Raw genomic sequence first — 26,671 nt, 5'->3', positions numbered from 1 at the left:
CATCCGGCTAGGGCTAGGCCGGCTTGTTGATCCGGATGGCCACCAACAGGGCCGCAACCGTGCCAGGCAGGCTCAGGCAGAGAATCCAACGGGTGGCCTGCAGGCCCAGGTCGGGGTCGCCATAGGCCAGCTCAAACACTGAGCCGGTGGAAGCGATGCCCAGGAGGCAGGCCAGGGCCAGAAACAAGCCGGCCAGGGGTTTCATCGGCATGGAGAAAAACGATCAGCGGATGGAACGGACATCTGCCCGTTGAAAGCCTTTTTCCAGCAGGCCTTCATTGAGGCTGAGCTCATCGGTAACCCGATCTACGAAAAGCACACCTTCGAGGTGGTCCATCTCGTGCTGGATGCAGCGGGCCAGCAAACCATCAGCCTTGACCCGTTGGGGGCGGCCCATCTCGTCGCGATAGCTGACTTCGACCGTGGCCGGGCGCACCACATTCAGGTAAACACCAGGAATGCTGAGACAGCCTTCCTCGTAGGTCTCGATCGCAGCGCCGAAGCAGGCGATTTCGGGATTGATCAAAACCAGCGGCGCCGCAGCGGCATTCTCGGGATCAAGATCAATCACCAGCAACTGCTTATGCACTCCCACCTGGGGTGCCGCCAAACCGATGCCCTTGGCCGCGTACATGCTGCGCAGCATGTCCCGGGCCAGATCTCGCACACTCTCATCAACCTTGCTGATGCGCTTGGCAGGGGCGCGCAGCACCCCATCGCCAAGGGTGTGGATTGTGAGGGGGGACTCCTCAAGGGCATCCTTGGGCACTTGAACGCCGCGGTTTGCCTGAACGGCGGAGCGTGCCATCTGGGCGAAGCTGCCGGCTGAACTGCGGGCCAACGCGATACTTGATCGAACGAAATTCACTTTAAGTCGTTCTCCGTCGGTGTATGCGGTGGCTGATCCCCCTGGAGCCCTTCCCGCCGCTGTTGTGGTGGGCCAAACCCCCAGCCTGCGGGAGCCACGGCTACTCGACGGGGTGCTCTATTGGCTGGAGCAGCGCCCCCATCAAGGGGGGCGCACGACCCTGCTGCGGCGCCTGGGGCCAGACCAGCCAGCAGAGGAGCTAACCCCTGGCAGCTGGAATCTGCGCAGCCGGGTGCATGAATACGGAGGCGGCAGTACGGCCCTGGGCCACCGGAGAGATGGCCGGCCGGTAGCGGTGTTCAGCCACGACGGCGACCGCTGCCTCTGGCTGCTGGAGCTCGATAGCAGCGATTGCCAGCCGCGACGGCTCAGCTCGCCAGGTGCCTACGGCGGCGGCTTGATCGATGCCGGCCGCGACCGCTGGATTGGCGTACTAGAGAGCGTGAGTGATGGAGGTGCTGGGCGCGACCAGCTGGTGGCTGTTGGGCTGGAAGGTGGCGAACCCCAGCCGCTGGTGGAGCCAGCCGACTTCTGCGGCTATCCGGCCCTAAGCCCCTCCGGCGCAGGGCTGGCCTGGGTGGAGTGGCAGCAGCCCTTCATGCCCTGGGAGCGCAGCCAGCTGTGGCTGGGGCACTTCGATGCGGCAGGCCAGCTCAGAGGCCGCCACCTGGTAGCAGGATCGGGGGTGGAGCCAAACCCGAATATTTCGGTGTTCCAGCCGCTCTGGTGCGGGCCCCACCTGGTGGTGGCAAACGATCGCTCCGGCTTCTGGAACCTCGAGCAGCTCGACAACGCCGAGGGACTCGGCGCAGAGGCGCCGCTGCATTGGCGGCCGCTGCTGCCCATGCAGGCGGAATTCGGACTGCCCCAGTGGGTGTTCGGTATGGGCACCCAAGCTTGGGATGGCGAGCAGCTGCTGGCCACCGCCTGCCTGCAGGGGCGCTGGCAGCTGGGGCGGGTGGAGCTGCCGAACCAGGGCGGAGACGCCGGCCAGTGGCAACCCCTGGCCATCCCCTTTGATGATCTGGCCGGCGTTTGCGCCGAAAGGGGACGACTGGCCTGCATCGCCGGTTCAGCAACTGAAGCCGCGGGCCTGCTCGAGCTAGACATGGCAAGCGGCAACTGGTGGCACAGCCCTGCTGCAGCCTGCCCTCTGGCGCTGGAGGCGATCAGCCTGCCGCAGGAGCTGTGGTTTAAGGGCCACGGCGGCGCCCGCAGCCACGCCTGGTTTTACCCCCCAGCCGGGGGAGCCCACCGCCGGGCACCCTTGCTGGTAAAAAGCCACAGCGGCCCCACCGCCATGGCCCGCACGGCCCTGAACCTTGCCATTCAGTTTTGGACGAGTCGAGGCTGGGGGGTGGTGGATGTGAACTACGGCGGCTCGACCGGCTTCGGCCGCGCCTATCGGCAGCGGCTCGCTGGCCAGTGGGGCGTGGTGGATGTGGACGATTGCGCCGCCGCCGCCCAAGCCCTGGTGGCGGCGGGCCGGGCCGATCCCGACCGCATCGCCATCGAAGGCGGCAGTGCCGGCGGTTTCACCACCCTGGCCGCCCTCTGCTTCAAGGACGTATTTCGCGCCGGCGCGAGCCGCTACGGCGTAGCCGACCCCAGCGCGTTGGCGTCTGAGAGCCATCGCTTTGAAGCCCGCTATCTCGATGGTCTGATCGGTGCCTGGCCGGAAGCGCGCGCCACCTACGAGGCCCGCTCGCCCCTCGCCCACGCCGATCAAATCCGCTGCCCCGTGATCTTTTTTCAGGGCCTCGATGACAAGGTGGTGCCACCGGAGCAGACCGACCGCATGGCAGCAGCGCTCGCAGCCAACGCCATCCCGGTGGAGGTGCACCGCTTCCCGCAGGAGGGCCACGGCTTCCGCAATGGTGCCACCTTGATCCGCGTCCTGGAGGCCACCGAGGCCTTCTTCCGCCGGCACTTCAACCTGTGATCGCAACCTTGGCGAGCGACCTGCTGCCCAGCTTCGGCTGGTTGGGCCTGGCCCTTACCTGCCTCAGCCTGATCCTGGCGGTGGGACGAGCCCTTGGTGCCCGGTTGCAGCTACGGCTCTGGGGCATCCCCGAAGCCCTGCTGGCCGGACTGCTGGGCCTACTGCTGGCCCCGGGCGGCCCCCTGCCGCTTTTGTCTCCTGAGGTGATGCAGCTATGGGCCGATCTGCCGCTGGTGCTGCTCACCCTGGTGTTCGGCTCGCTGCTGCTCGGCAAACCCCTGCCCAAACTGGAGGGGCTGTGGCGACCGGTGTCAGGGCAGGTGTCGCTGGCGCTGGTGTTGGCCTTCGGCCAATACGTGGTGGGCGGCCTGGCGGTGCTGCTGGTGCTGCAGCCCTGGCTGGGGGTGAGCCCGGTGATGGCCTGCCTGATCGAGGTGGCCTACGAGGGCGGCCATGGCTCCGCCGCGGCAATGGGGCCGAGCTACGCGGCCCTGGGCTTTCCCGGCGGCCAGGCTTTGGGCTTAGCCATGGCCACGGTGGGGCTGCTCTCCTCCACTTTGGTGGGAGGGCTGGTGGTGGTGCTGGCCCGCAGCCGCGGCTGGCTGCGGACCGATGCCCCAGGCAGCGCCGCCAGCGAAAGCGCCAGCGCTGCCAGCGGCGATTCAGGTGGTGCAATGGCCTGGGCGGCGGCCTGGGCTGTGAACCTGGCCCTGGTGGGCCTTGCCGTGCTGACTGGCGTAGGGCTGCTGGGCGGGCTGCGCTGGCTCACCGCAGGACTGGGGGATGGCGTTGCCAGCGTTGTTGATGCGCTGCCGGTGTTCCCGCTGGCGATCGTGGGCTCGCTGCTGGTGCGGCTGGCGCTGGAGCGCAGTGGCAAGGCCCACTGGGCCTCTTCCGTGGTGCAGGGCCAGGTGGGCACCCTTTCGGCAGATTTGCTGATTACAGCGGCCACCGCCGGGCTGGATCTGGCCCTGCTCAAGGCCGACTGGCTGCCGCTCACGGTGCTTGCCCTAGGCGGCCTGGTGTGGAACCTGGCGGTAACCCTGCTGCTAGCCCCGCGGCTGCTGCCCGCCGACTGGTTTGAGCGGGCGGTGATTGAGTTTGGCCAGGCCACGGGAGTGGCGGCCAGCGGCCTGCTGCTGCTGCGCATGGCCGATCCAGACGACCGCAGCGACGCCCTGCCGGCCTTCTCGATTAAGCAGCTGATGCTGCAGCCGTTTTTGGCTGGAGGGGTGGTGACGGTGGTGGCGCCGCTAGCGGTGGCGGGCTGGGGGCTGCCGCTGTGGACCGGCTTCTGCTTTGCCCTGGTGCTGCTGTTTGGCGGCACCGGGCTGTGGCTGGCGCGCAATCAGGCGCCGGCGCCGTAGTGCAGGGAGCGAAACTGGTGATGCACCGCGGCCATCTGGGCGGCGCTGAGCAGCGGTGGCTCGCCGAGTTGCAGGGCCTGCAGATACATCTGGGCCAGAGTCTCCACCTCAACGGCGATGCGCAGGGCCTGATCGAGGCTGGTGCCGAGCGTCACCTGGCCGTGCTGGGCCAGCAGGCAGGCCAGCCGATCCTCCATGGCCTGCACAGCAAGGGCCGAAAGCTCGGCGGTGCCAAAGGTGGCGTAGGCGGCGCAGCGGATGTCATCGCCGCCGGCCACCGCGGTCATGTAGTGGAAGGGGGGGATGGGGCGGCCGTGGCAGGCGATGGCCGTGGCATGGATCGAATGGCAATGCAGCACCGCCTGGATCTCAGGCCGGCTGGCGAGGAGATCGGCGTGCAGCCGCCACTCGGAGGAGGGCCGCCGCTGGCCAGCTGCCGCCCCAAGTGGCTTGCCGCTGCCAGCAATCGCCACCAGATCCTGCGGCTGCATCTGCTCGAAGGGCAGGGAGCTGGGCGTGATCAGCAGGCCACCAGGAATACGCACCGATAGGTTGCCGGAGGTGCCCTGATTGAGCCCGCTGGCGTTTAGGCGCCGGGACACCTCCACGAGCTGCTGGCGCAGCTCCTGCTCAGTCATTGCCATAAAGCTCCTGCAGCCCAGCCTCCGTGGCCGCGGCCACGCCCCGCTCGGTGATCAGGCCCGTCACCAGCCGCGCCGGCGTGACATCAAAGGCCGGGTTGAAGCCGGCGCTGCCCGTTGGCGTTAGCTGCACCGTGGTGATCGCGCCATCCGGTGCCCGCCCCTGGATGTGGGTCACCTCCTCGGCGCTGCGGGCCTCGATCGGGATCTCGGCCACGCCATCGCCAATCGTCCAGTCGATCGTGGAGGCGGGCAGGGCTACATAAAAGGGCACACCGTTGTCGTGGGCCGCCAGGGCCTTGAGATAGGTGCCGATCTTGTTGCACACATCGCCGCGGCGGGTGGTGCGGTCGGTGCCCACGATCACCGCGTCCACCTGGCCGTGCTGCATCAGGTGGCCGCCGGCGTTATCCACGATCACGGTGTGGGGCACACCCTCCTGAGCCAGCTCAAAGGCCGTCAGTGAGGCGCCCTGGTTGCGGGGGCGGGTCTCGTCCACCCACACATGGATGTTCAACCCGGCGCGGTGGGCCTTGTAGATGGGGGCCAGGGCCGTGCCCCAGTCCACTGTGGCCAGCCAGCCGGCGTTGCAGTGGGTGAGCACATTGAGCCTGGCACCGGGGCGGGCCGCCGCCAGCTGCCGGAAGATCGCCAGGCCGTGCTCGCCGATGGCCTCGCCCATGGCCACGTCCTCATCGGCGATCGCCGCGGCCTCCAACCTGGCCGCCTCGGCCCGCTCGACCGGCGGCAGCGGCTGCACCTTGGCCCGCACCCGCTCCAGGGCCCAGCGCAGGTTGATCGCCGTGGGCCGGGTGGCATTGAGTTGCTCAAAGGCCGCCGCCAGAGAGGCGTCGCCAGGGTCCGACTGCAGGGCCAGCATCAGCCCGTAGGCGCCCGTCACGCCGATCAGAGGCGCCCCGCGCACCACCATCGTGCGGATCGCATCAGCCGCCTCAGCGCAGCTGCGCAGGGTGCGCGTCGTGAACTGGTGGGGCAGCAGGGTCTGATCGATTACGCCAACCGCATGAGAGCCCGAGCCCCCGTCTGGCTCCAGCCAGATCGTGCGCCAGGGCTTGCCGTCGATGTTCATGGGGCGGGAAGCGCGAGATCGGCCCTTGATCATCCCTGGAGGAGGGAAGACGCAGCACCACAACCGGAACGATCCCGTCAGGCTCCGTCCCGCAATCCGTACAACTTGTACAGATTCCCGCAGCCTGTCAAAGCCACACCCCTGCCTGCTCAAATCAGCCGGTAGCCAAACCAATCCGGCACCTGGCTCTGGCTCAGGCCCTCAAGGTGGGGCTCCAGCTGCACATGCCAGCGCTCGCCACCCAGCAGCTCCAGCTGCTCGATCGCCAGGCAGTCGTCTACGCCCACCAGATCGTCCTTGTGCTGCTGCAGGGCGCCAAGCAGCCAATGGCGCTTAGCCGCCGCCTTGGCCGCCTGGGGCGAGCGGGCCACCACCAGGCCGAAGTGGTGCAGCTCCGCTAGGGAGTCGGGGCGGTAGGCGCCCAGGTTCACAAACCAAAGCCGCTCGGGCCGGGGCGCGGACGGCTCGCGCCCGAGGCTCACCGCGAAGCCATCCACCGCTCGCACCGCCATGTAGCTGTCCAGGTGCAGGCCCTCACGCCTCCCGAACCACTGCCGCCGCAGCTCCGGCAGCGCCCCTTCGATCGTGGCGCCGGCCACGAAGCGCACGTCGTGGAGCTCGATGTGACAGCCAGGGGCCCGGCCGCCCAGCACCGCCAGAAACAACTCGGGCCAGCCCTGGCTCTCAGAAATCATCGAAACCCAAACGGCCCTCGCTGCCAAAGCTTGCCAATCTGAGCGCAACGCCCCCAGCCGATCAAGCCATAACTAAGAAAGTGGATGTGCTGATCGTGGGTGCCGGGCTCTCGGGCCTGGTCGCTGCCCGCCGGCTGCAAAGCGCCGGCCGCGGGGTGCGGGTGCTGGAAGCCCGGAGCCGGGTAGGCGGGCGCATGCTGAGCAGCACCAGCGCCAATGGCAGCGTCATTGACCTGGGCGGCCAGTGGGGCGGCGCCAGCCACCACCGCTTCGCGGCCCTGCTGGATGAGCTGGCACTCGAGCGCTTTGCCAGCCACTACGGCGACCGCGGCGTCTTCCACTGGCGCGGCAGCAGGGTGGAAGCGCCCCTGGCAAAAGACTTTGCGTCAAGCCATCTCTTCTTCAAACCTGAGAGCCTCGGCCTGACTGCAGCAGAGCTGGAAGCCTTTGAGGACCTGCAGCGGGAATTCAGCACCCTGGTGGCCCAAGTGGATCCTCACCAGCCCTGGCGCACGCCCAATGCCGAGCAGCTCGACCGCGTCACGGTGGCGCAGTGGGCCGAGCGACACACCACCATCCCCCTGGCCCGCCTGCCCCTCGAGTGGCTCTGCCGCGTGGGCGGCTCCGGCGGCTTTGAACCCTGGGAGGCTTCGATCCTTCACCTGGCCTGGACCCAGGCCGTGGCCCCCCAGACGGAGAGCCCGGAAGCCTGGCTGGTGCGCGGCGGAGCCGGAGCCGTAGCCCAGCGGCTGGCCTCCACCCTGGAGGCCCAAGCGCCCGGCTGCCTGCGGCTGAACCGGCCCGTGCAGGCCATCGTTCAAGACAGCCACGGCGTTTGCCTGGTGGACAGCAGCGGGGAGCAGCATCACGCCGCCAGCGCCATCGTGGCCATCCCGCCACCGCTGCGGTTGGCGATCCGCTTCGAGCCACCCCTGAGCGCAGCCCTTAGCGCCCTGCTGCAGCGCTCACCCATGGGAGCAATGATCAAAATTCTGGCCATCTATGCCAGGCCCTTCTGGCGCGAGCAGGGGCTCAACGGCCTGGGGAGTGGCGATCTGCCGTTCCTAGAGCTCACCGCCGACAGCGGACCTCCGGAAGGCCAGCCGGCAGTGTTGGCCGGCTTCATTGCTGGCGAGCGCGCCCTGAGGCTTGGCGCCATGCCAGCCCTGCAGCGGCGGCAGCTGGTCATTGACGACCTAGTGGCCTACTGGGGGCCAGAAGCGGCCAAGCCGCTTGAGCTGGTGGAGCACAACTGGAACAAGGAGCCCTGGAGCGGCGGCGCCTTTACCAGCTTCCTGATCCCCGGCACCTGGACAGGCCCAGCCCGGCTAGCAGCTGCCAACCACGGCCGGGTGATCTGGGCGGGCAGCGAGGTTTCCCCGAGATGGCCGGGTTATTTCGAGGGAGCAATCGAAGCAGGTGAGCGAGCGGCCGCCACTGCCCTAAGCGAATTGCCAGCCAACTAACTGTGCTCACGCAGGAAGGTGATCGTGCCCTCAAGCTCCTCAGCGAAGCGGTCGATCTCTTCCGGGGTGGTGGTGAAGCCCAGACTGGCTCTGGCTGAGCCGGGGAGGCCGTAGAGGCGGTGCAGGGGCTGGGTGCAGTGGTGGCCGCTGCGGATGCAAATGCCGGCTGAATCCAGCAGGGCGGCGATGTCGTTGGCGTGCAGGCCATCCACCGTGAAGGCCGCCAGGGCGCCGCGGTCGGGTTGTTGCTCGGGGGTGGGACCCAAAATGCGTACCCCCTCGATCGCCTGGAGACGCTCAAACAGCTGGCGTGTGAGCTGCTGCTCCCAGGCGTGAATGCGCTCGAGACCAATGGCACTGAGGTAGTCGAGGGCGGCGCCCATGCCGATCGCCTCGCCAATGGCCGGGGTGCCCGCCTCAAATTTGTGCGGCAACTCGGCCCAGCTGCTGTGATCGAGATAGACGTCCTGAATCATCTCGCCGCCGCCCAGGAAGGGCGGCATCGCCTCAAGCAAGGCCTCGCGGGCCCAAAGAAAGCCCATACCGGTGGGGCCGCACAGCTTGTGGGAACTGCCCACCAGGAAATCGCAGCCCAGCTGGGCCACATTCACCACCAGATGGGGCAGGCTCTGGCAGGCGTCCACCAGCACCAGGGCGCCGGCGCCGTGGGCCAGGGCCACCACCTGCTCAATCGGATTGAGGCAGCCGAGGGTGTTGCTCACCTGCACCAGGCTCACCAGCTTGGTGCGCTCATTGATCTGGCAGCGCAGATCTTCCAGATCCAGCTCACCACTCTCAGTTAGCCCCGCATGGCGCAGCACGCAGCCAGTGCGCTGGGCCAGCAGCTGCCAGGGCACCAGGTTGGAGTGGTGCTCCATCACCGTGAGCAACACCTCATCGCCGGGGCCCAAGTTGGCCTCGCCCCAGCTGCGAGCCACCAGGTTGATCGCCTCGCTGGCATTTCGGGTGAACACGATCTCGCGCGCGTTGGCCGCACCGATGAAGGTGGCAGTTTTGCTGCGGGCCGCCTCAAAACCTTCGGTGGCACGAGCACTGAGCTGGTGGGCACCGCGGTGCACGTTGGCGTTGTCGTGGTCGTAGTAGTGCTGCAGGGCCGCCAGTACCTGACGGGGCTTCTGGCTGGTGGCGGCGTAATCCAGGTAGATAAGCGGCTGGCCAAGGCAAGCCGTTTGGGCCAGCAGGGGGAAATCAGGCCGGGTGAGGGCAGCAAGATTTGGCGCCACCACCTCAAGGCTGGGCGGGGCTGCTGAGGTGCTGGTGGTCATGGATGCTCCCGCAGCAGCAGCTTTAGCGGATTCAGGGCCGCCGCCGCCGCGGGAAGCTCGCGCAACACCTCCTCGCAGTAGCCCCGCAACAGCAAGCGTGAGGCTTGTTCGGAGCCAATACCCCGGCTCTGCAGATAAAAAAGCTCGTTCTGCTGCAGCCGACTAATGGTGGCGCCGTGGGCGCACTTGACATCGTCCGCGACGATTTCGAGCTCGGGTTTGGTATCAACTCGGGCCCGATCGGAGAGCAACAGGCTGCGGCTGAGCTGGGCGGCGTTGGTTTGCTGGGCGCTGCGCGGCACCCGGACGGCCCCGTTGAACACGCTGCGTCCGGCCCCATCAGCTACCACCTTGTGGAGCTGGTCGAGCTGCCCATCGGGGCCTTCAAAACGCACTTGGCTGTGGGTGTCGGCCAACTCTTGGCCATCCACCAGCTGCAGGGCCCGCAGCCGGGTATGGGCCGCTCCCTCCAGCTGGCTGATGCGGGGCTCGAGCCGGCTTAGGGCCCACCCCCCAACTGCGGTGGTGAGCTGGAGGGAGCTGGCGGGGGCCTGGCTGATCGACAGGTGGCTGAGCAGGCAGGCGCGGGCATCGCCAGGCGCCAGCAGCCCCAGATTGAGCTGGGCGCCGCGGCCAAGCTGGGCAACCGCTACCAAGCTGGTGGCATTGGGGCCACTGGAGCCGTGCTGGATCAGCAGCTCCAAGCTGGCGCCCTCCTCAAGCACGAGCACCAGCTGCAATGCCAGCAGTCCCGGCGCCGCACCGGCATCACAATTCAATTGCAGCGGACCAGCCGCTCCAGCCACCCGCAAAGCCAGACAGCGGGGCGAAGCGCCTTGGTTTAGCCGCACCGACCAAGCATCGCTGCCGCCTGTGGCTTTGAGCACCTGCTGCTGGAACCCCTGAGCCTGATCAGCTTCGATCCGGCTAATGCCCGCAGGCAAGCTGAGTTGGGCGAATGGATCGACACCACTCCAGAGTTCGGGCGCCAAGGCCTCAAGGGCAGCCAGGCCTGTGAATCGCCACTCCTCCTGACTTCGGCCCGGCAGGGGCAGGCCAGCAAGCTGGGTGAGCCATTCAGCAGTATTTGGCATAACCGCAGCTGGCATCACAGCACCTCCGCAGGTTCCCGGCTCAGGCTGGCCAGCTCCTGATCCACCCATTCGTAACCAGTGCGCTCAAGCTCCAAGGCCAGCTCCTTGCCTCCGGTGCGCAGGATCTGGCCAGCCGCCATCACATGGACGTAATCGGGGGTGATCAGATCCAGCAAGCGCTGGTAGTGGGTGATCAACAAGGTGGCATTGTCCGGGCCAGCGAGTTGATTGACCCCATCAGCCACGATGCGTAGGGCGTCGATATCAAGGCCAGAATCGGTTTCATCGAGAATCGCCACTAGAGGCTCAAGTAGCGCCATCTGCAAGATCTCGTTGCGCTTTTTTTCGCCACCCGAGAAGCCTTCGTTGACACTGCGATCTAAGAAGGCCGGATCCATCTGCACCACCTTGAGGCGCTCACGCACAAGGTCTTCGAAGGCAAAGGTGTCCAGCTCCTCCTCACCCCTTTGAGCGCGGCGAGCATTAGTGGAAACCCGTAGGAATTCAAGGTTGCTAACCCCCGGGATCTCCACCGGGTATTGAAATCCCAGGAACAAGCCCAGGCGAGAGCGCTGCTCTGGCGCTAGCTCAAGTAGGTCTGCGCCCATGTAGGAAACAGAGCCGGCTGTGACCGCATAGGCGGGATGGCCAGCCAGAACTTTGGAAAGGGTGCTTTTGCCGCTGCCATTACGCCCCATCACCGCGTGAATTTCCCCAGCTCGGATCGTGAGGTTGACCCCCTTAAGGATTGGCTGCTCCTCGACCCGCGCGTGCAGATCACAAATTTCGAGCAATACCGGGGCGTCTGGGCGAATCACAGCAGGTAAGGGAAGGCGGGGAAGGGGGAACGGACAGATAGAACAGATCGGCGCGGCTCAGCCCACGGATCCCTCGAGCTTGAGGGCAAGCAATTTGTCTGCCTCAGCGGCAAATTCCATGGGCAATTGATTAAACACGTCGCGGCAAAAACCGCTGACCATCATCGAAACCGCCTCTTCAAACCCAATGCCCCGGCTTTGCAGGTAAAAGAGTTGATCTGCGGAGATGCGGCAAGTGCTTGCCTCATGCTCCACTGCGGCATCCGGTTGCTGAGAGCGGATATAGGGATAGGTATTGGCGCCAGCTTGATCACCAATCAACATCGAATCACATTGACTGTAATTCTTAGCCCCTACAGCTTTAGGCCCAATCTGCACAAGACCGCGATAGCTATTAGATGAATGGCCAGCGCTAATGCCCTTGCTCACAATGGTTGAACGGGTCCTCGGACCGACGTGAATCATCTTGGTACCAGTATCAGCCTGCTGATAGTTATTAGTGAGGGCTACCGAATAAAACTCGCCCACCGAGTCAGCACCCTGCAGCACACAACTGGGATACTTCCAAGTAATTGCTGAGCCAGTTTCCACCTGAGTCCAGCTGATCCGGCTGCGGTCGCCTCGGCATTGGCCACGCTTGGTGACGAAGTTATAAATGCCGCCCACGCCGTGCTCGTCACCGGCATACCAGTTCTGAACCGTGGAGTATTTAATAGAAGCATCATCGAGCACCACCAACTCCACAACGGCTGCATGGAGCTGATTGGTATCAAACATCGGGGCCGTGCACCCCTCTAAATAACTAACAGAAGCGCCCTCTTCAGCAATGATCAAAGTGCGCTCAAACTGGCCCGTATCGGCGGAATTGATCCGGAAATATGTTGACAACTCCATTGGGCAAGCTACGCCCTTTGGAATAAAAACAAAAGAACCATCACTAAAAACCGCCGAATTCAGGGCAGCAAAATAGTTGTCGTTACTTGGGACGACTGTGCCAAGGTACTTCTCAACCAAGCCTGGATACTCCTTGACAGCCTCACTTATTGAGCAAAAAACAACGCCATGCTCAGCCAGCTTTTCGCGATAGGTGGTGGCGATTGAGACGCTGTCAAAAACGGCGTCAACTGCCACGTTCGATAGGCGCTTCTGCTCACTTAGGGGGATGCCAAGTTTTTCAAATGTTTCCAGCAGCTTGGGGTCAACCTCATCAAGACTGGCTTTTTTCTCCTGCTGCTTAGGGGCTGCGTAGTAGATGATGTTTTGATAATCAATCTGCGGGAAACCCAGCGCCGCCCAATCTGGTGACTGCATCTGCAGCCATTGCCGATAGGCCCGCAGCCGAAAAGCCAATAAAAACTCAGGCTCGCTTTTCTTCGAGGAGATCAGACGCACAACGTCTTCACTCAGACCCTTGGCGATCTTTTCGGTTTCAATATCAGTGACGAAACCGTGCTTATACGGCTGCGAAACTAGATCGCCAACGGTTGCAGTGCTCATCGAGGTAAACCGACTCAGCTGGCAGTAAGGGCTTTAACTTCGTCTAGGGAAATCGTCTGCTTATCACAGCGGAAAGCATTGTCCTCAGTGAGAAACAGCATGCAGTGGCACTCCTTACGCTCCCGCATGGGCACGCAGGGGCAATTCCAAAAAGCTTGGGAAACCTCTGCCTGCTTGTCCTCGTAATGACGGCAGGGGCAAAGGGCACCACCAAGCTCGTCTTTATGCTTAGCCAGGCCAGCGAGCACCACCGCGGTCACACCGGAATCACTACAGAAGTAGGTACCGGTGCGCTGCGCGTAGGTTTCGGCAAACTTTCGAATCACCTCCAAGCTGTCGGAGTGCGCCGGCGAGCTCCCTGCGGGGCTCTCAGCGGTCGAACTGGCCGGAGTGTCGGACATGGCTCGAAAGGGAAGGTGATCAGAAGGCGATAGTCAAACAGCACCTCGGCATGGGGCGCCATCGGCAGCCAGCAAGGAGACTTACCAGCAGACCATTACGAAACTAATCTGTTTCGTTAGTGATTGAGCCTAAGACACCAAGGCCGCCAGCGGGGCCCAATCCCCAACCTCAAGCCAGTCGTGGCATCGTTGTCTCAACCGGCCTTTGCCGTGAGCGCCATTCCCCAAATCATTCACCAGCACGCCGATCCGGCATCCACCCGGGATACGGTGCTCACCTTGCTGGTTAGGCATGGAGAGGCCACCGCGAGCGCCCTAGCCACTCACCTGGAGATGTCGGTGCAGGTTGTGCGTCGCCATCTGCGTGGCTTGGAAGATGATGGTTTGGTCGAGTCCACTCCAGCGGCGGAGGGTCCGGGCAGGCCCAGCAATCACTGGCGCCTTACCGCCAAAGGCCAGGGACAATTTCCCGATGGCAGCGACCATTTCGCCCTCGGCCTGCTGCAATCTCTGGCTGGCAACCTGCCACCGGAAACCCTGCACGAACTCCTACTACAACAAGCCATTCAGCAGGCTGACGCCTACCGCCACCGCATCGGCGCCGGCTCGCTTCCTGAGCGGCTGGAGCAGCTGGTAGTTCTACGCCGGCAAGAGGGGTATCTAGCGGAATGCTCCCAAGACGCCGGCGACCCTCAAGCCTGGATGCTCAGTGAATTTCACTGTTCCGTAATGCGCATCGCCGAACAATTCCCCTGCATCTGCGACCAGGAGCTGCAGCTCATTCGCCACACCTTTCCCGACTGCCAGGTCGATCGGGTGCAATGGCGCCTGGAGAAGGGTCACTCTTGCGGCTTTCGCCTGACGCCCCGCCGTGACGACTGAAGCACCGCCACCCCAAGTTCAAGGTCCGCTTTCAGCAGCGGAACTGGCGGAGCTGGAGGCCACTCTCCTGCCCGCCTTGGAGAGGCACCATCTGCGCCTTCTTGCCCACAGCCTGCGCAGCCTGCAGGCGATCGCAGCCCACCAGCCCGCAGGGGCCCTCCCAGACCATGACGTGATGCGCGCCTGGGCCAGCCAGCAGCCCGCCCTCGCGGACGCCCCCTACTTCCAGGCAGTTCTGGTGGAGCAATTGGAGGCGGCGGGCAGGCAGCTGCAGCAACTGGCCACCACCCTGGGCCGGTCACCATTGGCCCTAGAGCTGGGCGACCTAATCGCCGCGGCTTGCGATCATCGCCCCAGCCAAAGCCACATTCACAGCCCCAGCACGCCAGTGAGCGAAATCCAAACCGAGTCGATCGCCGACGCCCTTAGCTTTTTCCGCCTTAGCTGCGGTCGCTGGCGCTCCCAGCGCAGCAGCCACCACCTGCTGCACCGGCGAGCTGAGGCGGGAGGCTCCTTCATTGAGGTGGTGGAGATCGCCGCAGCCGACCCCCGCCTAATCGCCATCGCCGAGCTCCACGGCGAAAATCCCGCCGGCCTCGTGGGGGGCTGCCGGGTGACCTGGAACGCCTCAATGGCGTGGGATAAAGCCGGAGAAGCCCATGAAGGGGAAAGCGTTTTCGGCCTGATCCCCACCGATGAGCTCGGCCGGTCCGGCCTGCTGCTGCGCGACCGTGGCTACGCCGAAACCGCCCCCGTGGCAGGCCATTTCGCCATGGACGAGCGCGATGGGCTCCTGCTCACCACCGGCTACGAAACCATGGCCAGCCTGGAGCGATTCAGCTTTGCCGGCCCCAATGTGCGTCTGCGCACCAGCACGGTTGAGGGCCTCTCCAATACGGCGTCCTTCTGCGTGGAGACACGGCTGCTAGACAGCCCGCAGCCTGGGGCCAAAACCCCAGCCCAAGAGCCCGTTTCCGACCAGCCCCTGTCTCCCCTGGGATGGTGACGAACGTTACGGACTGTGAGCCCTGTCTCGGCCAGACGAACCCGGCCGCAGCCGCACTTCTACGATCCGCAACGACGGATGATGAAGTCGTGTGGCCCTGCCCCTCCTGAAGTACGCGCCCACTACCCAAAACTCGCGGGTTGACCCGCTGCGGGTGGGTTCGGATGAGGACCCCAAATCCATGTCCATGGACAGGGCTATGGATCCCAAAGACCTAAATCTGGTCATTGAGTCGTGTTATCGACAGATTTTCTTTTATGCCTTCAAGGTCGACCGCAACCTGACATTGGAGAGCCAGCTGCGCAACGGCCAAATGAGTGTGCGGGATTTCATTCGCTCCCTATGTCTCTCAGACACCTTCACCCGCAGCTTCTACAACCTGAACAGCAACTATCGGGTGGTGCGCCACCTGGTGGAAAAGCTTCTGGGTCGCCCCACCCACGGCAGGTCTGAGGAGATCGCCTGGGCGGCCGTGCTGATGACCCGCGGGGTCAAGGGCATGGTTGACGACATCCTCAACGGCCAGGAATACCTGGATGCCTTTGGTTACGACACCGTTCCTTTCCACCGCAACCGCGTGGTGGGCTCCCGTGATCTGGGCGAAACCCCCTTCAACATCACCACTCCGCGATACGAGGCCTACTACCGCGGCATCTTGGGCTTCCCCCAAGTTGTGTACACCGGCACCGCCAAAACGATCCCCGCTCGCTCCCGTCAGCGCCGTGGCGGCTTCCCCGAGGACTACCTCCCCTGGGTGCGCAATCTGCCTGCCATGCGCAGCCAAGGCGGAGCCTCCGGCAGCGTCAGCATGGATTACCTCGCCAAGGTTCCTTACCGCAGCATTGGCCGCTAAGGCCAGTCCCTTAAACAAACCAAGGCGGCCTCAAGGCCGCCTTTTTTATGGGCAATCAGCCTCGTTGCCGTCAGCATCCACTGACGGCTCCAGGTGGGGCTCCCCCTGCCAGGAGAAACTCATCCACACTGATCCCAAAAGAAATCTGTCGCTGTGACCCAGGCACTCACCGCATTGGCACGCATGACCCTGCGTCAGCTGCGCCAGGTCGCCAGCGACCTTGGGGTGAGCTTGTACAGCCGCAAGTCCAAGGATGAACTCCTGGCAGCCATCAATGATCGCCAGGATGAGGAGGACACGCCTATCAGTCTTAAGGCAATCGAAGCAGAGCTACCCCCCGCTCCCCGCCCCAGCACAGCAAATACCAGCGTCGTATTTCTGCCCCGCGATCCCCAGTGGGCCTACGTGTTCTGGGATATCTCCGAAAGCGATCGGGCCTCAGCCCTGGCAACTGGTGCCACCCAGCTTTGCCTGCGCGTAGCCGACGTAACTGGCTTGCCCGGCGGCTCGGCCCACCCCCACACCCTGCAGGAAGTGGTGGTCGACAGCCATGCCACCGAGTGGTATTTGCCCGTGCCCCTGTGCGACCGGGATTACCGAGTGGAACTCGGCTATCGCAAAGGCAGTGGCGGCTGGATATCCCTGGCCTTCTCTTCAGTGGCACGGGTACCGGCGCAGCACCCCAGCGAGCAAATACTTGATCAGTTCGTACCCTTTTCGCTGGACACGGCTCCAGCCATCCTGCCAACGCCGGTGGAGCCAGCCGATGCAGGCCTGCATGAACGCCTTTATCAAACAGCTACAGCCCGCTGGCGCAGTCTTGGCAGGGGTTCTGATGCTTTCCATGAGCTGGGGGCAGCCGGCCTAGACACCAGTGAACTGAACACCTCTGGTGCCGGCATCTGGGCCAGTGGACGCAACGCTTCTGGCATAGGCGGGGTCGCTTCCCGTCAACGCTCGTTCTGGCTTGTGGCTGATGCTGAGCTGATTGTGTACGGGGCCACCGACCCGGCTGCCCGCCTCACCATTGGTGGTGAGGAAGTGCCCCTCTCAACCGATGGCACCTTCCGAGTCCAGGTGCCCTTCCGGGATGGTCAGCAGCTTTATCCGATCGAGGCTGTGGCCGCCGATGGCGAGCAGAAGCGCAACATCACCCTGGAATTCAGCCGCTCCACCCCTGAAGACAACAGCAACCCAGCCGAAAAGGCCGTAAGCGAATGGTTCTAAATCGAGCCTTGGCACTGAAGCGTTCTGCCGTAGCCCTCACGCCGATGGCGGGAGCCCTGGCCTTTCCGCTGATTGTGCCGGTTGTGTTGATGCGCTTCGGCCTGCCAGCCGCCATGCTCAGCGCCGTGTTGATTGGTACTGCTTGGTTTGTGGTGATGCTGCGCACCGCCGAGATGCCAGGCCACCACTGAGGCCAGACCATTTAACAGGCGCCGTGGGAACTCTGAGCTCAACCGCTCGGAGTCGCCATAGCCAACCCTTTGCCGCGCCACCCCTTCGCCTGGGCAAGCCTTGTGGCCTTGGCTATGGCTGGTTGCAGCGCTGACGCCCAGCTGCTCGGCCAGTCAGCCCGGCCCAAGCCCCTGCCCAAGGGCATCGAGCTGGCCTTCAACCACGCCGAAACCAGCCGCTACCGCAGCCCGATCAACGGTCAATGGCGGCAAGGCGACGACCTGGAAGCCTTTGTGCTGGCCAGTATTCAGTCGGCGCGGCGGGAGATCCTGGTGGCGGTGCAGGAGCTATCTCTGCCGAAGCTGGCCGAAGCGCTGGCGGCTAAGCACCGCGAGGGTCTGACGGTGAAGGTGGTGCTGGAAAACACCTACAGCAGCCCCTGGAGCGAAGAGCATCCGGCCGATCTGGCGCCGCACCAGCGCAACCGCCATGAGCAGCTCAAGGCCCTCGGTTGGGGGGATGCGGTGGCGATCCTGCAGCAGGCTGGCGTGCCCCTAATCGATGACACCGCCGATGGCAGTGCTGGCAGTGGTCTGATGCACCACAAGTTCATGGTGGTGGACCGGGCCGTGGTGGTGACCGGCTCAGCCAATTTCACCCCCTCCTGCATCCACGGCGATCCGGGGGCAGACCGCAGCCGCGGCAACGTCAACCACCTGCTGCGGCTGCGCAGCCGTGAGCTGGCCCACACCTTTGCAGCCGAGTTTGAGCGGATGTGGGGCGACGGCCCCGATGGCCAGCCCGACAGCCGCTTTGGGCTGGGTAAGGGCGGCGGGGCTCCCCAGCAGCTGCTGGTGGGGCAAACGCCGGTGACGGTGCTGTTCGCCCCCCATCGCCGCAGCGATCCCCACCAGGGCCTGGTGGTGTTGGAGAAGCTGCTCGCAGTCACCCGCAAGCAACTCGACCTGGCCCTGTTCGTGTTCTCGGATCAGGGACTGGCTAATGCGATGGAGAAACTGCAGCAGCAAGGCGTCAAGATCCGCCTACTGGCCGACCCCGGCTTCGCCAACCGAGCCTTCAGTGAAGTGCTCGATCTTCTCGGCACCAAGCTGCCCGACCACCGCTGCGGCCTGGAGGCGGCGAACCGCCCCTGGCAGCGCCCCTTAGAGAGTGTCGGCACACCACGGCTGGCCAGCGGCGACAAGCTCCACCACAAGCTGGCCGTGATCGACAACCGCACCGTGGTCACCGGCTCTTTCAACTGGAGCCCCAGCGCCGCCCATCAAAACGACGAAACCCTGCTGGTGATCGACTCCCCCCAGCTCGCCGAACACTTCACAGCTGAAATCAACCGGCTCTGGAAGGGCGCCGAGCTCGGCATCACCCCCCGGCTGCAACGCAAACAGGAACGGCAGCGGAATCAGTGCGGCAGTGGGGTGCAGCGCAGCTGACCAGGGCTGGTCGCCGTAATTGGGCCACACCAATGGTGCCCATCCAAGCACCAAACACCACATCTGGTGATCAACCCCTACGCTCAGCGCACAGGACCCCCCGGCGAGAGGAGCAAGACCATGCCAAAAAGCGGCGGCTTGGGCAAAACCGGAAGCCTGATCAAATCCCTAGCCGGCTCCTTCATCCTGCCCGCAGAAGACTCAACCCCAGCCGCGCCAGTGGTGTACACCACGGCCATTCGCAGCGAGGGCAGCCTCAGCGAGTCCATAGCGGGGATCAGCGTGCTGGCCAACCAGCTCGGTTTTACCCACGCCCCCGAAACCCTCTACGCCGTTGACGGCCAGAGCGCCGCTTTTCATGCTGACCATGGCGCCAGGGCAGTGAGCCTGGCGGTGGAATGCAATCCGCGGCAGCAGACCGTTTCCCTAGCGGTTAGCGGGCTGGACAACCAGGTCACCTTTGAAACATTCCACCAGGTGTCCAGCACCTTGTTTGGTGACTGCTGATCTTCGGCAATGCCCTGCCGCTGCAACGCCCCTACGCTTAATGCCTCCCTTATCTCGCGGCCATGGATTCCCAGCCGGCCTCCCGCAACACCTCAGCCACCTTGGATGCCATCCAGCTGATGCTGCGCGACCTCCACACCCGGCACGATGAAATTCGCCACCGGGCCGCATTCCGCGGCTGCACCAACGAACTGCTGGCCGTGCAGCAGGAGCTGGTGGAGTATTTGCTCAGCAAGAAAAGCCAGTTGATGGGCCATGTCGACCCGGTGAGCGGCGGCACACGCAACTACAACTCCTTCGTTTGAGTGACCCCTTGAGCCACCGCCCCAAGGTGGTGGTGGTTGGTGCCGGACCGGCGGGCGCCAGCTTGGCCCTACTGCTGGCCCGTGGCGGTGTGGCCGTAACCCTGGTGGAGGCCGGCACCAGCCTGGAGCGTCAATTCCGCGGCGAAGCGCTGATGCCCTCAGGGCTAGAGGCCCTGGCGGCCATGGGGCTACTCGAGCTGATTCCAGACCTGCCCCACCGGCCCCTAGGTGGATGGCGCTTCGTGGTGAATGGCCAGGAGCTATTCACCGCCCCCGAGCCCCTCGACGGCGATCCAAGCCGGCCCTGCACCCTGGTGAGCCAGCCAGCCCTGCTGGAGGCCTTGCTGAAACTGGCCGGCACCTACCCCTCCTTTGCGATTGAGCGCGGGCAACCGGTGGTCGACCTGCTCTGGCAGCAGGAGCGGCTGGCGGGGGTGCAACTGCGCGATGGCCGTCAGCTGCCTGCCGACCTTGTCGTCGGCTGCGATGGCCGGGGCTCCCTGGTGCGCCAGAAGGCAGGGCTAGCGCTGCAGAGCAACCCCAGCCCGATCGACTTGCTCTGGTTTCAACTGGCCAGTACCGCGGCCTCGCCCTTGGCTGGCTGCTTCACCACCCTGGTGGGGCCCGAGGGGGTTTTCAGCGCTTTCGAAAGCGCCAGCGGCGGCTTGCAGCTGGGCTGGGTTGTGGGCAAGTCAAAAGCCACACCCGAGCTCAGCAGAGAAGGCTGGATCGAGCGGATGGCAGCTTTGAGTCCGCCGCAGCTGGCGGCCTGGCTACGGCAGTGGAGCGGCGGATTGGGGGCGCCCAGCCGGCTGACGGTGCAGGTGGGGCTAGCGGAGCGCTGGTGCCAACCAGGCCTGCTACTGCTTGGCGATGCGGCCCACCCGATGGGACCGGTGCGCGCCCAGGGCATCAACATGGCCCTGCGTGATGCCTGGGTAGCCGCCACACGCTTATTGCCGGTGCTGAGCAGCGGCTGCAGCGGCGCTGCCCTTGATGGGGTGACCGCCCAAATTGAGGCGGAGCGGCGGCCCGAAATCACCGATATGCAAACCCTGCAGGCCGCCGAAGCCGCCCGGGGAGAGCAGTTGCGGCAGCAGGGTTGGTTGCGGGGGGCTCTGGCGATCGCCGCGCCCCTGGTGGGCCCGGCAATCGCTGCCCACTGGAGCCAGCAGCAACAGCCGCTGCGCCAGGGACTAGCCCCGCTGCCAGGACCGCCATGATGGGAGCCACCCCGGTGGAACCATGGCCGCGCCTCGGATTGATCCCGCACTTGCCCTTGGCCTGATCGCCCTACTGGCTGCCCCCCTACAGGCCGCACCCAAGGACCCGCCCTATCCCTCCATGGAACTGTTGCGCGAGCTCCAGCTCCAAACCTTCGCCTGCGGCAGGGAGAACACCGTTGAAGCCTGCGGCAAGGCAAGCACCATGGCCGATCCGCTGCTGGATCACCCCCGCCTAGGCGCCAACTGCAAGGACGCCATCTGGACGATCCGCGAACGGGCCAAACCAGCTGCCACCAATACTTTTGAGCGGCGCGAAGCTCTCAACCGAGCCGGCCAAGACCTGATCCCCTTCTGCAAGCAGCAGACCCGCACGGTCGCCCCGAGCAAAACCGACACCAAACCCAAGGAGAAAAAAGGTGTGTTCAACCTAATTCCGGGGTCCTGATCCTGATCCTGAACCTGATCCCGGCTGGCTCTCGATCAGGTTCAGCACCTGCTGGGCAGTGCTGTCCATAAAAGCCAGCGACCAGCCGACCTGCACCACCGCCTGATCGGCCAAGGCACAGAGACCATCCTTCTGAGCAGCAACTTCACAGCTGGCTGACAGGCCCAGTAAGGCATTGGTGAGCTTGCCGCGCAGGCAGGTTTCCTTGCCGCGTCGCTGGATCACTGCTTCAGCTGCCAACCGACTGCGCTGCACCGCCTCCGCCAAAGGAAGGGCGCGGGCTCCCCCCATCACTGCCGCCCGGCCGGCTTCTGTGGCCGCCAAGGAGCTGGCTGTTAGCGCCAAGCCAGCTAAGCAAGCCAATCTCCAAATGTGCCCACTGGCAAACCTGTTTTCGGCCAACACCCCTGTCCCCAATCAACTGCCTTCCCTTGGAAGCTAGTCAGTTCTGAAAAGGTGACAAGCCAAGGCTAATTTGGTGCCCCAGTGCCCCTGTGGATTCGGCCGATGACCAGCAGTAATCCCGTGAGCATTCGGCAGATTTCCCTGGCCCAGCCTTTCAGCGACCAGAAGCCCGGCACCTCCGGTCTGCGCAAGAGCAGTCGCCAGTTCCAGACCCCCCACTACCTGGAGAGCTTCATCGAAGCGAGCCTGCAGGTGCTGCCAGGCGTGGCCGGCGGCACCTTGGTAGTGGGAGGTGACGGTCGCTACGGCAACCTCGCAGCCATCAACGTGATCGCCCGCATGGCCGCCGCCCATGGCGTGGCCCGGCTGATTACCACCACCGGAGGCATCCTCTCCACCCCAGCCGCCTCCCACCTGATACGTCAACACGGCGCCGTGGGCGGGGTGATTCTCTCGGCCAGCCATAACCCCGGCGGCCCCGATGGCGATTTCGGCGTCAAGATCAACGGCGCCAACGGCGGCCCCACGCCGGAATCGATCACCGACGCGATTTACGCCGCCACCTTGGAACTAGGCGGCTATCGGATCTGCGAAGGCTGCATCGATCCCGACCTCTCAACGCCAGGGCTCAGCAGCATTGGCGACCTGCAGGTTGAGGTTATCGATGGCGTAGACGACTACGTAGCGCTGATGCAGCGCCTGTTCGACTTCGACCAGATCGGCGATCTATTGCGGGGCGACTTTCCGATGGCCTTCGATGCCATGCACGCGGTGACCGGCCCATACGCCAGCCGGATCTTCGAAGAATTGCTTGGCGCTCCCGCGGGCACGGTGCGCAACGGCATCCCCCTAGAAGATTTTGGCGGCGGCCACCCCGATCCCAACCTCACCTACGCCCATGACCTAGCCGAGCTGCTGATGGGCAGCGATGCCTACAAATTCGGTGCCGCCTGCGATGGCGACGGCGACCGCAACATGGTGTTGGGGGCGCGCTGCTTCGTGAACCCAAGCGACAGCCTGGCGGTACTCACCGCCAACGCCACCTTGGCCCCGGGCTATGCCGATGGCCTAGCCGGTGTGGCTCGCTCGATGCCCACCAGCGCCGCCACCGATGTGGTGGCAAAGGAGCTTGGTCTGGCCTGCTTCGAAACGCCAACGGGCTGGAAATTCTTCGGCAACCTGCTCGATGCGGGGCGCATCACCCTTTGCGGTGAGGAAAGCTTCGGCACGGGCAGCAACCACATCCGCGAAAAAGATGGCCTCTGGGCGGTGCTTTTCTGGCTGCAGATCCTGGCCAGGAAGCAGGCACCGGTGAGCAGGATCATGGCCGAGCACTGGAGCCGTTTCGGCCGGCACTACTACTCTCGCCACGACTACGAAGCCATCGCCAGCGAGGCCGCCCACGGCCTCTACAACCGCATCAAGGAGATGCAGCCCGCGCTGGTGGGCCAAAGCTTCGCCGGCCGCAGCGTCGCTACCGCCGACGACTTCGCCTACACCGATCCAGTGGACGGCTCCCTCACAACCGGCCAGGGGCTGCGACTGCTGCTCGATGACGGCAGCCGGGTGGTGTTGCGCCTTTCAGGCACTGGCACCCAGGGGGCAACCCTACGGGTGTATCTCGAGAGCTATGTGCAGCCCAGCGGCAACCTCAGCCAGGATCCCCAAATCGCCCTCGGCGAGCTGATCACGGCAATCGATGGACTGGCCGAAATCAAAACCCGCACGGGGATGGATCGCCCCACCGTGATCACCTAAGCGGTTGTCTCGGGTGTGGATTCAGGCAACCAGCGAGCCTCAAAGTTTTTAATCACCACATAGAAAGGAGGCACAACGCCAAGCGAAAGCACTGTGGCAACTAGCAGCCCCCCAAATATCACCGTGCCTAGGGATTGCTGACTATTTGCTCCAGCGGTGGTTGCCACCACAAGGGGCAGGAATCCAGCCAGCGAGGCGATCGCGGTCATCAGAATTGGACGCATGCGTGACTCAGCAGCAGAAATAGCCGCTTCCGCAAAGCTCATGCCATTGGCAACATGCTGCTCAGCAACCTCAACAATCAAGATGCCGTTCTTGGCAGCCAAGCCAATTAAGGTAACCAGACCCACCTGGGCATAAATATTTAGATCAATGGAGCGGAGGGACAAGAACACCAGTGCTCCAAGCATGGCCAAGGGGACTGTCATCAAAATAATGACTGGGGTGACATAGCTCTCGTACTGGGCCGAAAGCACTAAATAAACTATCAAAATACCCAGACCAAACACGAGCACACTGGCGTTACCGGCAGAAAGCTGCAAGGAAGCCAGACCAGTGAATGCATAGTCAATATTATTGAAATCAAGCCGCTTAAAGATCTGCTGAATAGCCGTCAAGGCCTGGCCAGAACTCTTACCAACCGCCTCCGCGCCCTGAATCAAAATTGTTCGATAAAGGTTGTAGTGACTAATAACCGGAGGGGCACTGGTCAGTTCTGACGAAGCAAACTCACTGACCTGCACTAGTTTGTTGTCGCGATTGCGCACGTAGTAACTGAGCACATCCTCAAGGGTGCTGCGGCCGGAAGCCTCTGACTGCACATATATATTGCGCACCTGGCCATTTTCATAGGTCAAGCCTGAGTAGTTGCCACCTGCGAGCACGGCAATCGTCTGCATCGCCTGCTGGAAATCGATGTTCAGAGCGCCCATAATCGAGCGATCAATTTTCAGACCAAATGCAGGGGCGCTGGGGATAAACTGGGTGTAAAGGCTTGAAAACTGATCGGATGCCGTACCAGCGGCCACAAGCTTTTGAGCTAGGGCGTCGAGTTGGTTAAAGCTGTATGCGCCATTGCTTAAGTCGTTGAACTGAAAGTAAAAGCCACCCTGGGCCGAGAAGCCAGGAATCGCGGGCGGTTGGGCTGCAACAACTAGACCACTGCTAATTTTAGAAAGCTTGGCATTGAGTCGCTCCACAATTGCCGGTGCTTTCTGATCAGCACCACTACGCTCCTCAAGGGGCTTAAGGCCGAAGAAGAACACACCCTGGTCTGGGCTGGAGCCGTTGAAGCCGTAGCCGCTAACCACCGAAGCCGCCGTGATGTCAGGCTCCTCCTTGAGCACCTTGGCAATCTCTAGGCCAGTTTGCTGGGTGAGACTGAGGGAGGCACCGTTCTGCAACTGGAAAATTCCCACCCCATATCCCTGGTCTTCCTCAGGGATGAAAGCCGAGGGCAGGGCCGAGAAAGCAAGCGCGGTGAGCACAATGCCGCCAGCGAGGCCAGCAACAACATATTTTCGGCGGCGGATCAGCACCTCAAGTAAGCGGGCATAACTGCTCTGCAACCAAGCAAAAAACCGATTGAATTGCTCAAAAATTGAGGCAAGCCGGCTACCAGCCAACCCGAACACGACAACTCCAAAGACGTAGGCACCGACGCCAAAGGATGCGGCGCTGAAGCGGCCGAAGGCCAAGCCCACTACCACACCACCGATGGTCCAACCCCAACCCTTGGGCTTCGGAGGCTGCTCCGACTTGAGAATCAGGGCCGACATCATTGGCGAGAAGGTCAGGGCATTGAAGGTAGAGATGGCGATCGAAAAGGCGATCGTGAGGGCGAATTGCTTGTAGATGATGCCAATACCACCCGGGTAAAAAGCTACTGGCACAAATACCGCCATCAACACAAGCGATGTAGCGATCAGAGCACCAGTTAGCTCACCCATACAGGCCATAGCCGCCTTGCGTGGACTCATGCCACTCTCAAGATTTTTAGAAACCGCCTCGATTACCACGATTGCGTCATCCACCACCAAGCCAGTAGCAAGCACCAAGCCCAGCAAGGTGAGCTGGTTTATGGAAAATCCAAAAGCATTGATGAAGGCGAAAGTACCAATGAGTGAGATCGGGATCGCCAGACTGGGCACCACCGTGGCTCGCCAGTTCTGCAGAAAGAGAAACAGAATCACTAGCACCAGCACAATTGCTAGGCCAAGGGCATCAGTTACCCCTTCAACCGCAGACTCAATAAACTGACCGATATTATAAATTTCTTTAACCGCGATCCCAGGCGGAGCTGACTGGGTGAATTGATTCATCACGGCCACCACAGCCTCGGATACATCTAGAGCATTGCTCTCTGGAGTTTGGAATACCGCAACGGTGATAGACGGGAACCCGTCGTAACTCACCGCCTGCTGAGCAAAGGTATTAAACCCGTAAGTAGCCTGGCCCACATCGCGCAGCCGTAGCAAATTGCCCTGGGGTGACTTACCAACTATTAGGTCATTGAGCTGATCTACCGACATCAAGTTGCCGTTGTCAGCCACCAGGATCGGGTAGGCGAACAGCTGATCTCCTCCGGCTGGCGGACCACCAATCAGGCCACCAATAGCGATGCTGTTTTGACTCTTGACCGCACTGACGATTTGGTCGGCAGTCAGCTGGTTGGCACTGAGCTTGCTTGGATCAACAAACAGCCAGAAGGCAGGGTTACTACCTCCCAGCAGATTGACTTGAGCGACTCCGGGGACCCGCTCAAGCTGGTAGTAGAGCTGCTCATAAATCAAGCCGTTGATATAGGAAGCATCAAATTGACCCTGGCTAGACGTGACCTGATAGGCCAGCAGAATCGATGGGGTGCTCTGCATCACCGACACCCCAGTTGCCGAGACCTGCTGGGGCAACTGAGGCATGGCCAGGGAAACGCGATTTTGAACGTTTACCTGATCGATGTTGATATCCGTGTCTTCCTCAAAATAAACCTGAATAATGCTCTGACCAGTATTTGAGCTGGTCGATGAGATATAGGCCGCGCCCGGCACACCGTTGATCTGCTGCTCGAGCGGATTGGTAACGGCCTGTTCCGTCACTATGGAATTAGCACCGCCGTAATTAGAGGTCACCTGAATGAGTGGTGGCGCAATATTCGGCAGGTTTTCAATTGGCAGGCCGGGGATCGCAATGATTCCCAGCAGCACGATCAGGATGCTGCAAACGGTAGTAAGGACAGGCCGCTTGATGAAATTATCGGAGAGTGACATACCT

26 protein-coding genes are annotated in these 26,671 nt (G+C 63.2%); 14 read left to right on the top strand and 12 right to left on the bottom strand.

Going from position 1 to position 26,671, the window contains the following annotated elements; translation table 11 throughout:
- Nucleotides 1-13 precede the first annotated feature (13 nt).
- Together U9970_RS00695 and def are read right to left on the bottom strand one after the other, a co-directional pair.
- Complete coding sequence (locus tag U9970_RS00695; protein WP_322764862.1) at nt 14-211, bottom strand: hypothetical protein; 198 nt, start codon at nt 209-211, stop codon at nt 14-16.
- Between the two features lie 12 nt (nt 212-223).
- Nucleotides 224-808 carry a peptide deformylase gene (gene def, locus U9970_RS00690; protein WP_322765968.1) on the bottom strand — a complete coding sequence of 195 codons (585 nt, stop codon included), beginning with the start codon at nt 806-808 and terminating at the stop codon, nt 224-226.
- Nucleotides 809-896: 88 nt separating this feature from the next.
- Here def and U9970_RS00685 point away from each other — a divergent pair, with 88 nt between their 5' ends.
- Entirely contained in the window at nt 897-2,810 is a 1,914-nt protein-coding gene (locus tag U9970_RS00685; RefSeq protein ID WP_322764861.1) for a S9 family peptidase, read from the top strand.
- Entirely contained in the window at nt 2,807-4,177 is a 1,371-nt protein-coding gene (locus U9970_RS00680) for a sodium/glutamate symporter family protein (RefSeq protein ID WP_322764860.1), read from the top strand. The genes U9970_RS00685 and U9970_RS00680 overlap by 4 nt, the downstream gene beginning before the upstream one ends.
- Here U9970_RS00680 and U9970_RS00675 read toward each other — a convergent pair.
- From U9970_RS00675 to U9970_RS00665, 3 genes are all read right to left on the bottom strand, one after another.
- Nucleotides 4,159-4,815 carry a class II aldolase/adducin family protein gene (locus tag U9970_RS00675; protein ID WP_322764859.1) on the bottom strand — a complete coding sequence of 219 codons (657 nt, stop codon included), beginning with the start codon at nt 4,813-4,815 and terminating at the stop codon, nt 4,159-4,161. The genes U9970_RS00680 and U9970_RS00675 overlap by 19 nt on opposite strands.
- A complete protein-coding gene (gene mtnA / locus U9970_RS00670; RefSeq protein ID WP_322764858.1) occupies nt 4,808-5,908 on the bottom strand; it encodes an S-methyl-5-thioribose-1-phosphate isomerase in 1,101 nt (366 codons plus the stop codon). The genes U9970_RS00675 and mtnA overlap by 8 nt, the downstream gene beginning before the upstream one ends.
- A 149-nt stretch (nt 5,909-6,057) precedes the next feature.
- On the bottom strand, nt 6,058-6,603 hold the full coding sequence (locus U9970_RS00665; protein WP_322764857.1) for a DUF1543 domain-containing protein: 546 nt from the start codon (nt 6,601-6,603) through the stop codon (nt 6,058-6,060).
- An 80-nt stretch (nt 6,604-6,683) separates the two neighbouring features.
- Between U9970_RS00665 and U9970_RS00660 the strand changes: the two genes are divergently transcribed.
- Nucleotides 6,684-8,069: a flavin monoamine oxidase family protein gene (locus tag U9970_RS00660; RefSeq protein ID WP_322764856.1), complete on the top strand. Its 1,386-nt coding sequence runs from the start codon at nt 6,684-6,686 to the stop codon at nt 8,067-8,069.
- Here the strand turns inward: U9970_RS00660 and U9970_RS00655 are convergent.
- The 5 genes from U9970_RS00655 to U9970_RS00635 are packed head-to-tail and all read right to left on the bottom strand — an operon-like array spanning nt 8,066 to nt 13,165.
- A complete protein-coding gene (locus U9970_RS00655; protein ID WP_322764855.1) occupies nt 8,066-9,355 on the bottom strand; it encodes a SufS family cysteine desulfurase in 1,290 nt (429 codons plus the stop codon). The genes U9970_RS00660 and U9970_RS00655 overlap by 4 nt on opposite strands.
- Nucleotides 9,352-10,449, bottom strand: a complete 1,098-nt coding sequence (locus U9970_RS00650; protein WP_322764854.1) for a SufD family Fe-S cluster assembly protein — start codon at nt 10,447-10,449, stop codon at nt 9,352-9,354. Before U9970_RS00650 ends, U9970_RS00655 begins: the two co-directional genes overlap by 4 nt.
- A gap of 14 nt (nt 10,450-10,463) precedes the next feature.
- Complete coding sequence (gene sufC / locus U9970_RS00645) at nt 10,464-11,267, bottom strand: Fe-S cluster assembly ATPase SufC (protein ID WP_322764853.1); 804 nt, start codon at nt 11,265-11,267, stop codon at nt 10,464-10,466.
- Between the two features lie 57 nt (nt 11,268-11,324).
- Nucleotides 11,325-12,764, bottom strand: coding sequence for a Fe-S cluster assembly protein SufB (sufB, locus tag U9970_RS00640; RefSeq protein WP_322764852.1), 1,440 nt, complete (start codon nt 12,762-12,764; stop codon nt 11,325-11,327).
- 14 nt (nt 12,765-12,778) lie between these two features.
- A complete protein-coding gene (locus U9970_RS00635) occupies nt 12,779-13,165 on the bottom strand; it encodes a ferredoxin-thioredoxin reductase catalytic domain-containing protein (RefSeq protein ID WP_322764851.1) in 387 nt (128 codons plus the stop codon).
- A gap of 210 nt (nt 13,166-13,375) precedes the next feature.
- Here U9970_RS00635 and sufR point away from each other — a divergent pair, with 210 nt between their 5' ends.
- The 10 genes from sufR to U9970_RS00585 all read left to right on the top strand — a co-directional run bounded on the left by sufR (nt 13,376) and on the right by U9970_RS00585 (nt 21,238).
- The gene (gene sufR / locus U9970_RS00630; protein WP_322764850.1) at nt 13,376-14,047 is read left to right on the top strand and encodes an iron-sulfur cluster biosynthesis transcriptional regulator SufR; all 672 of its coding nucleotides are present in this window, start codon (nt 13,376-13,378) and stop codon (nt 14,045-14,047) included.
- A 388-nt stretch (nt 14,048-14,435) separates the two neighbouring features.
- The gene (locus U9970_RS00625; protein WP_407653096.1) at nt 14,436-15,053 is read left to right on the top strand and encodes a phycobiliprotein lyase; all 618 of its coding nucleotides are present in this window, start codon (nt 14,436-14,438) and stop codon (nt 15,051-15,053) included.
- Between the two features lie 91 nt (nt 15,054-15,144).
- Complete coding sequence (locus U9970_RS00620; protein WP_322764849.1) at nt 15,145-15,906, top strand: phycobilisome rod-core linker polypeptide; 762 nt, start codon at nt 15,145-15,147, stop codon at nt 15,904-15,906.
- A 153-nt stretch (nt 15,907-16,059) separates the two neighbouring features.
- Complete coding sequence (locus tag U9970_RS00615; RefSeq protein WP_322764848.1) at nt 16,060-17,133, top strand: DUF4912 domain-containing protein; 1,074 nt, start codon at nt 16,060-16,062, stop codon at nt 17,131-17,133.
- Between the two features lie 8 nt (nt 17,134-17,141).
- Nucleotides 17,142-17,324, top strand: a complete 183-nt coding sequence (locus U9970_RS00610) for a hypothetical protein (protein ID WP_254942744.1) — start codon at nt 17,142-17,144, stop codon at nt 17,322-17,324.
- 114 nt (nt 17,325-17,438) lie between these two features.
- The gene (locus tag U9970_RS00605) at nt 17,439-18,755 is read left to right on the top strand and encodes a phospholipase D-like domain-containing protein (RefSeq protein WP_322765966.1); all 1,317 of its coding nucleotides are present in this window, start codon (nt 17,439-17,441) and stop codon (nt 18,753-18,755) included.
- Nucleotides 18,756-18,875: 120 nt separating this feature from the next.
- Entirely contained in the window at nt 18,876-19,262 is a 387-nt protein-coding gene (locus U9970_RS00600; RefSeq protein WP_322764847.1) for a hypothetical protein, read from the top strand.
- Between the two features lie 62 nt (nt 19,263-19,324).
- Nucleotides 19,325-19,567, top strand: coding sequence for a hypothetical protein (locus tag U9970_RS00595; RefSeq protein WP_322764846.1), 243 nt, complete (start codon nt 19,325-19,327; stop codon nt 19,565-19,567).
- An 8-nt stretch (nt 19,568-19,575) separates the two neighbouring features.
- Complete coding sequence (locus tag U9970_RS00590; RefSeq protein WP_322764845.1) at nt 19,576-20,790, top strand: FAD-dependent monooxygenase; 1,215 nt, start codon at nt 19,576-19,578, stop codon at nt 20,788-20,790.
- Between the two features lie 22 nt (nt 20,791-20,812).
- Entirely contained in the window at nt 20,813-21,238 is a 426-nt protein-coding gene (locus U9970_RS00585) for a hypothetical protein (RefSeq protein WP_322764844.1), read from the top strand.
- Here the strand turns inward: U9970_RS00585 and U9970_RS00580 are convergent.
- Complete coding sequence (locus U9970_RS00580; protein ID WP_322764843.1) at nt 21,221-21,562, bottom strand: hypothetical protein; 342 nt, start codon at nt 21,560-21,562, stop codon at nt 21,221-21,223. The genes U9970_RS00585 and U9970_RS00580 overlap by 18 nt on opposite strands.
- A gap of 183 nt (nt 21,563-21,745) precedes the next feature.
- Between U9970_RS00580 and U9970_RS00575 the strand changes: the two genes are divergently transcribed.
- On the top strand, nt 21,746-23,401 hold the full coding sequence (locus tag U9970_RS00575; RefSeq protein ID WP_254999192.1) for an alpha-D-glucose phosphate-specific phosphoglucomutase: 1,656 nt from the start codon (nt 21,746-21,748) through the stop codon (nt 23,399-23,401).
- On the opposite strand, the gene U9970_RS00570 is transcribed toward U9970_RS00575, so the two are convergent.
- Nucleotides 23,398-26,667, bottom strand: coding sequence for an efflux RND transporter permease subunit (locus U9970_RS00570; RefSeq protein WP_322764842.1), 3,270 nt, complete (start codon nt 26,665-26,667; stop codon nt 23,398-23,400). The genes U9970_RS00575 and U9970_RS00570 overlap by 4 nt on opposite strands.
- Nucleotides 26,668-26,671: the final 4 nt, after the last annotated feature.

It is taken from the genome of Cyanobium usitatum str. Tous (assembly GCF_963920485.1).
Classification (GTDB): Bacteria; Cyanobacteriota; Cyanobacteriia; order PCC-6307; family Cyanobiaceae; genus Cyanobium_A; species Cyanobium_A usitatum_A.
Note: the sequence above shows the minus strand (reverse complement) of the source record. Positions and strands in the feature narration are given on the sequence as shown.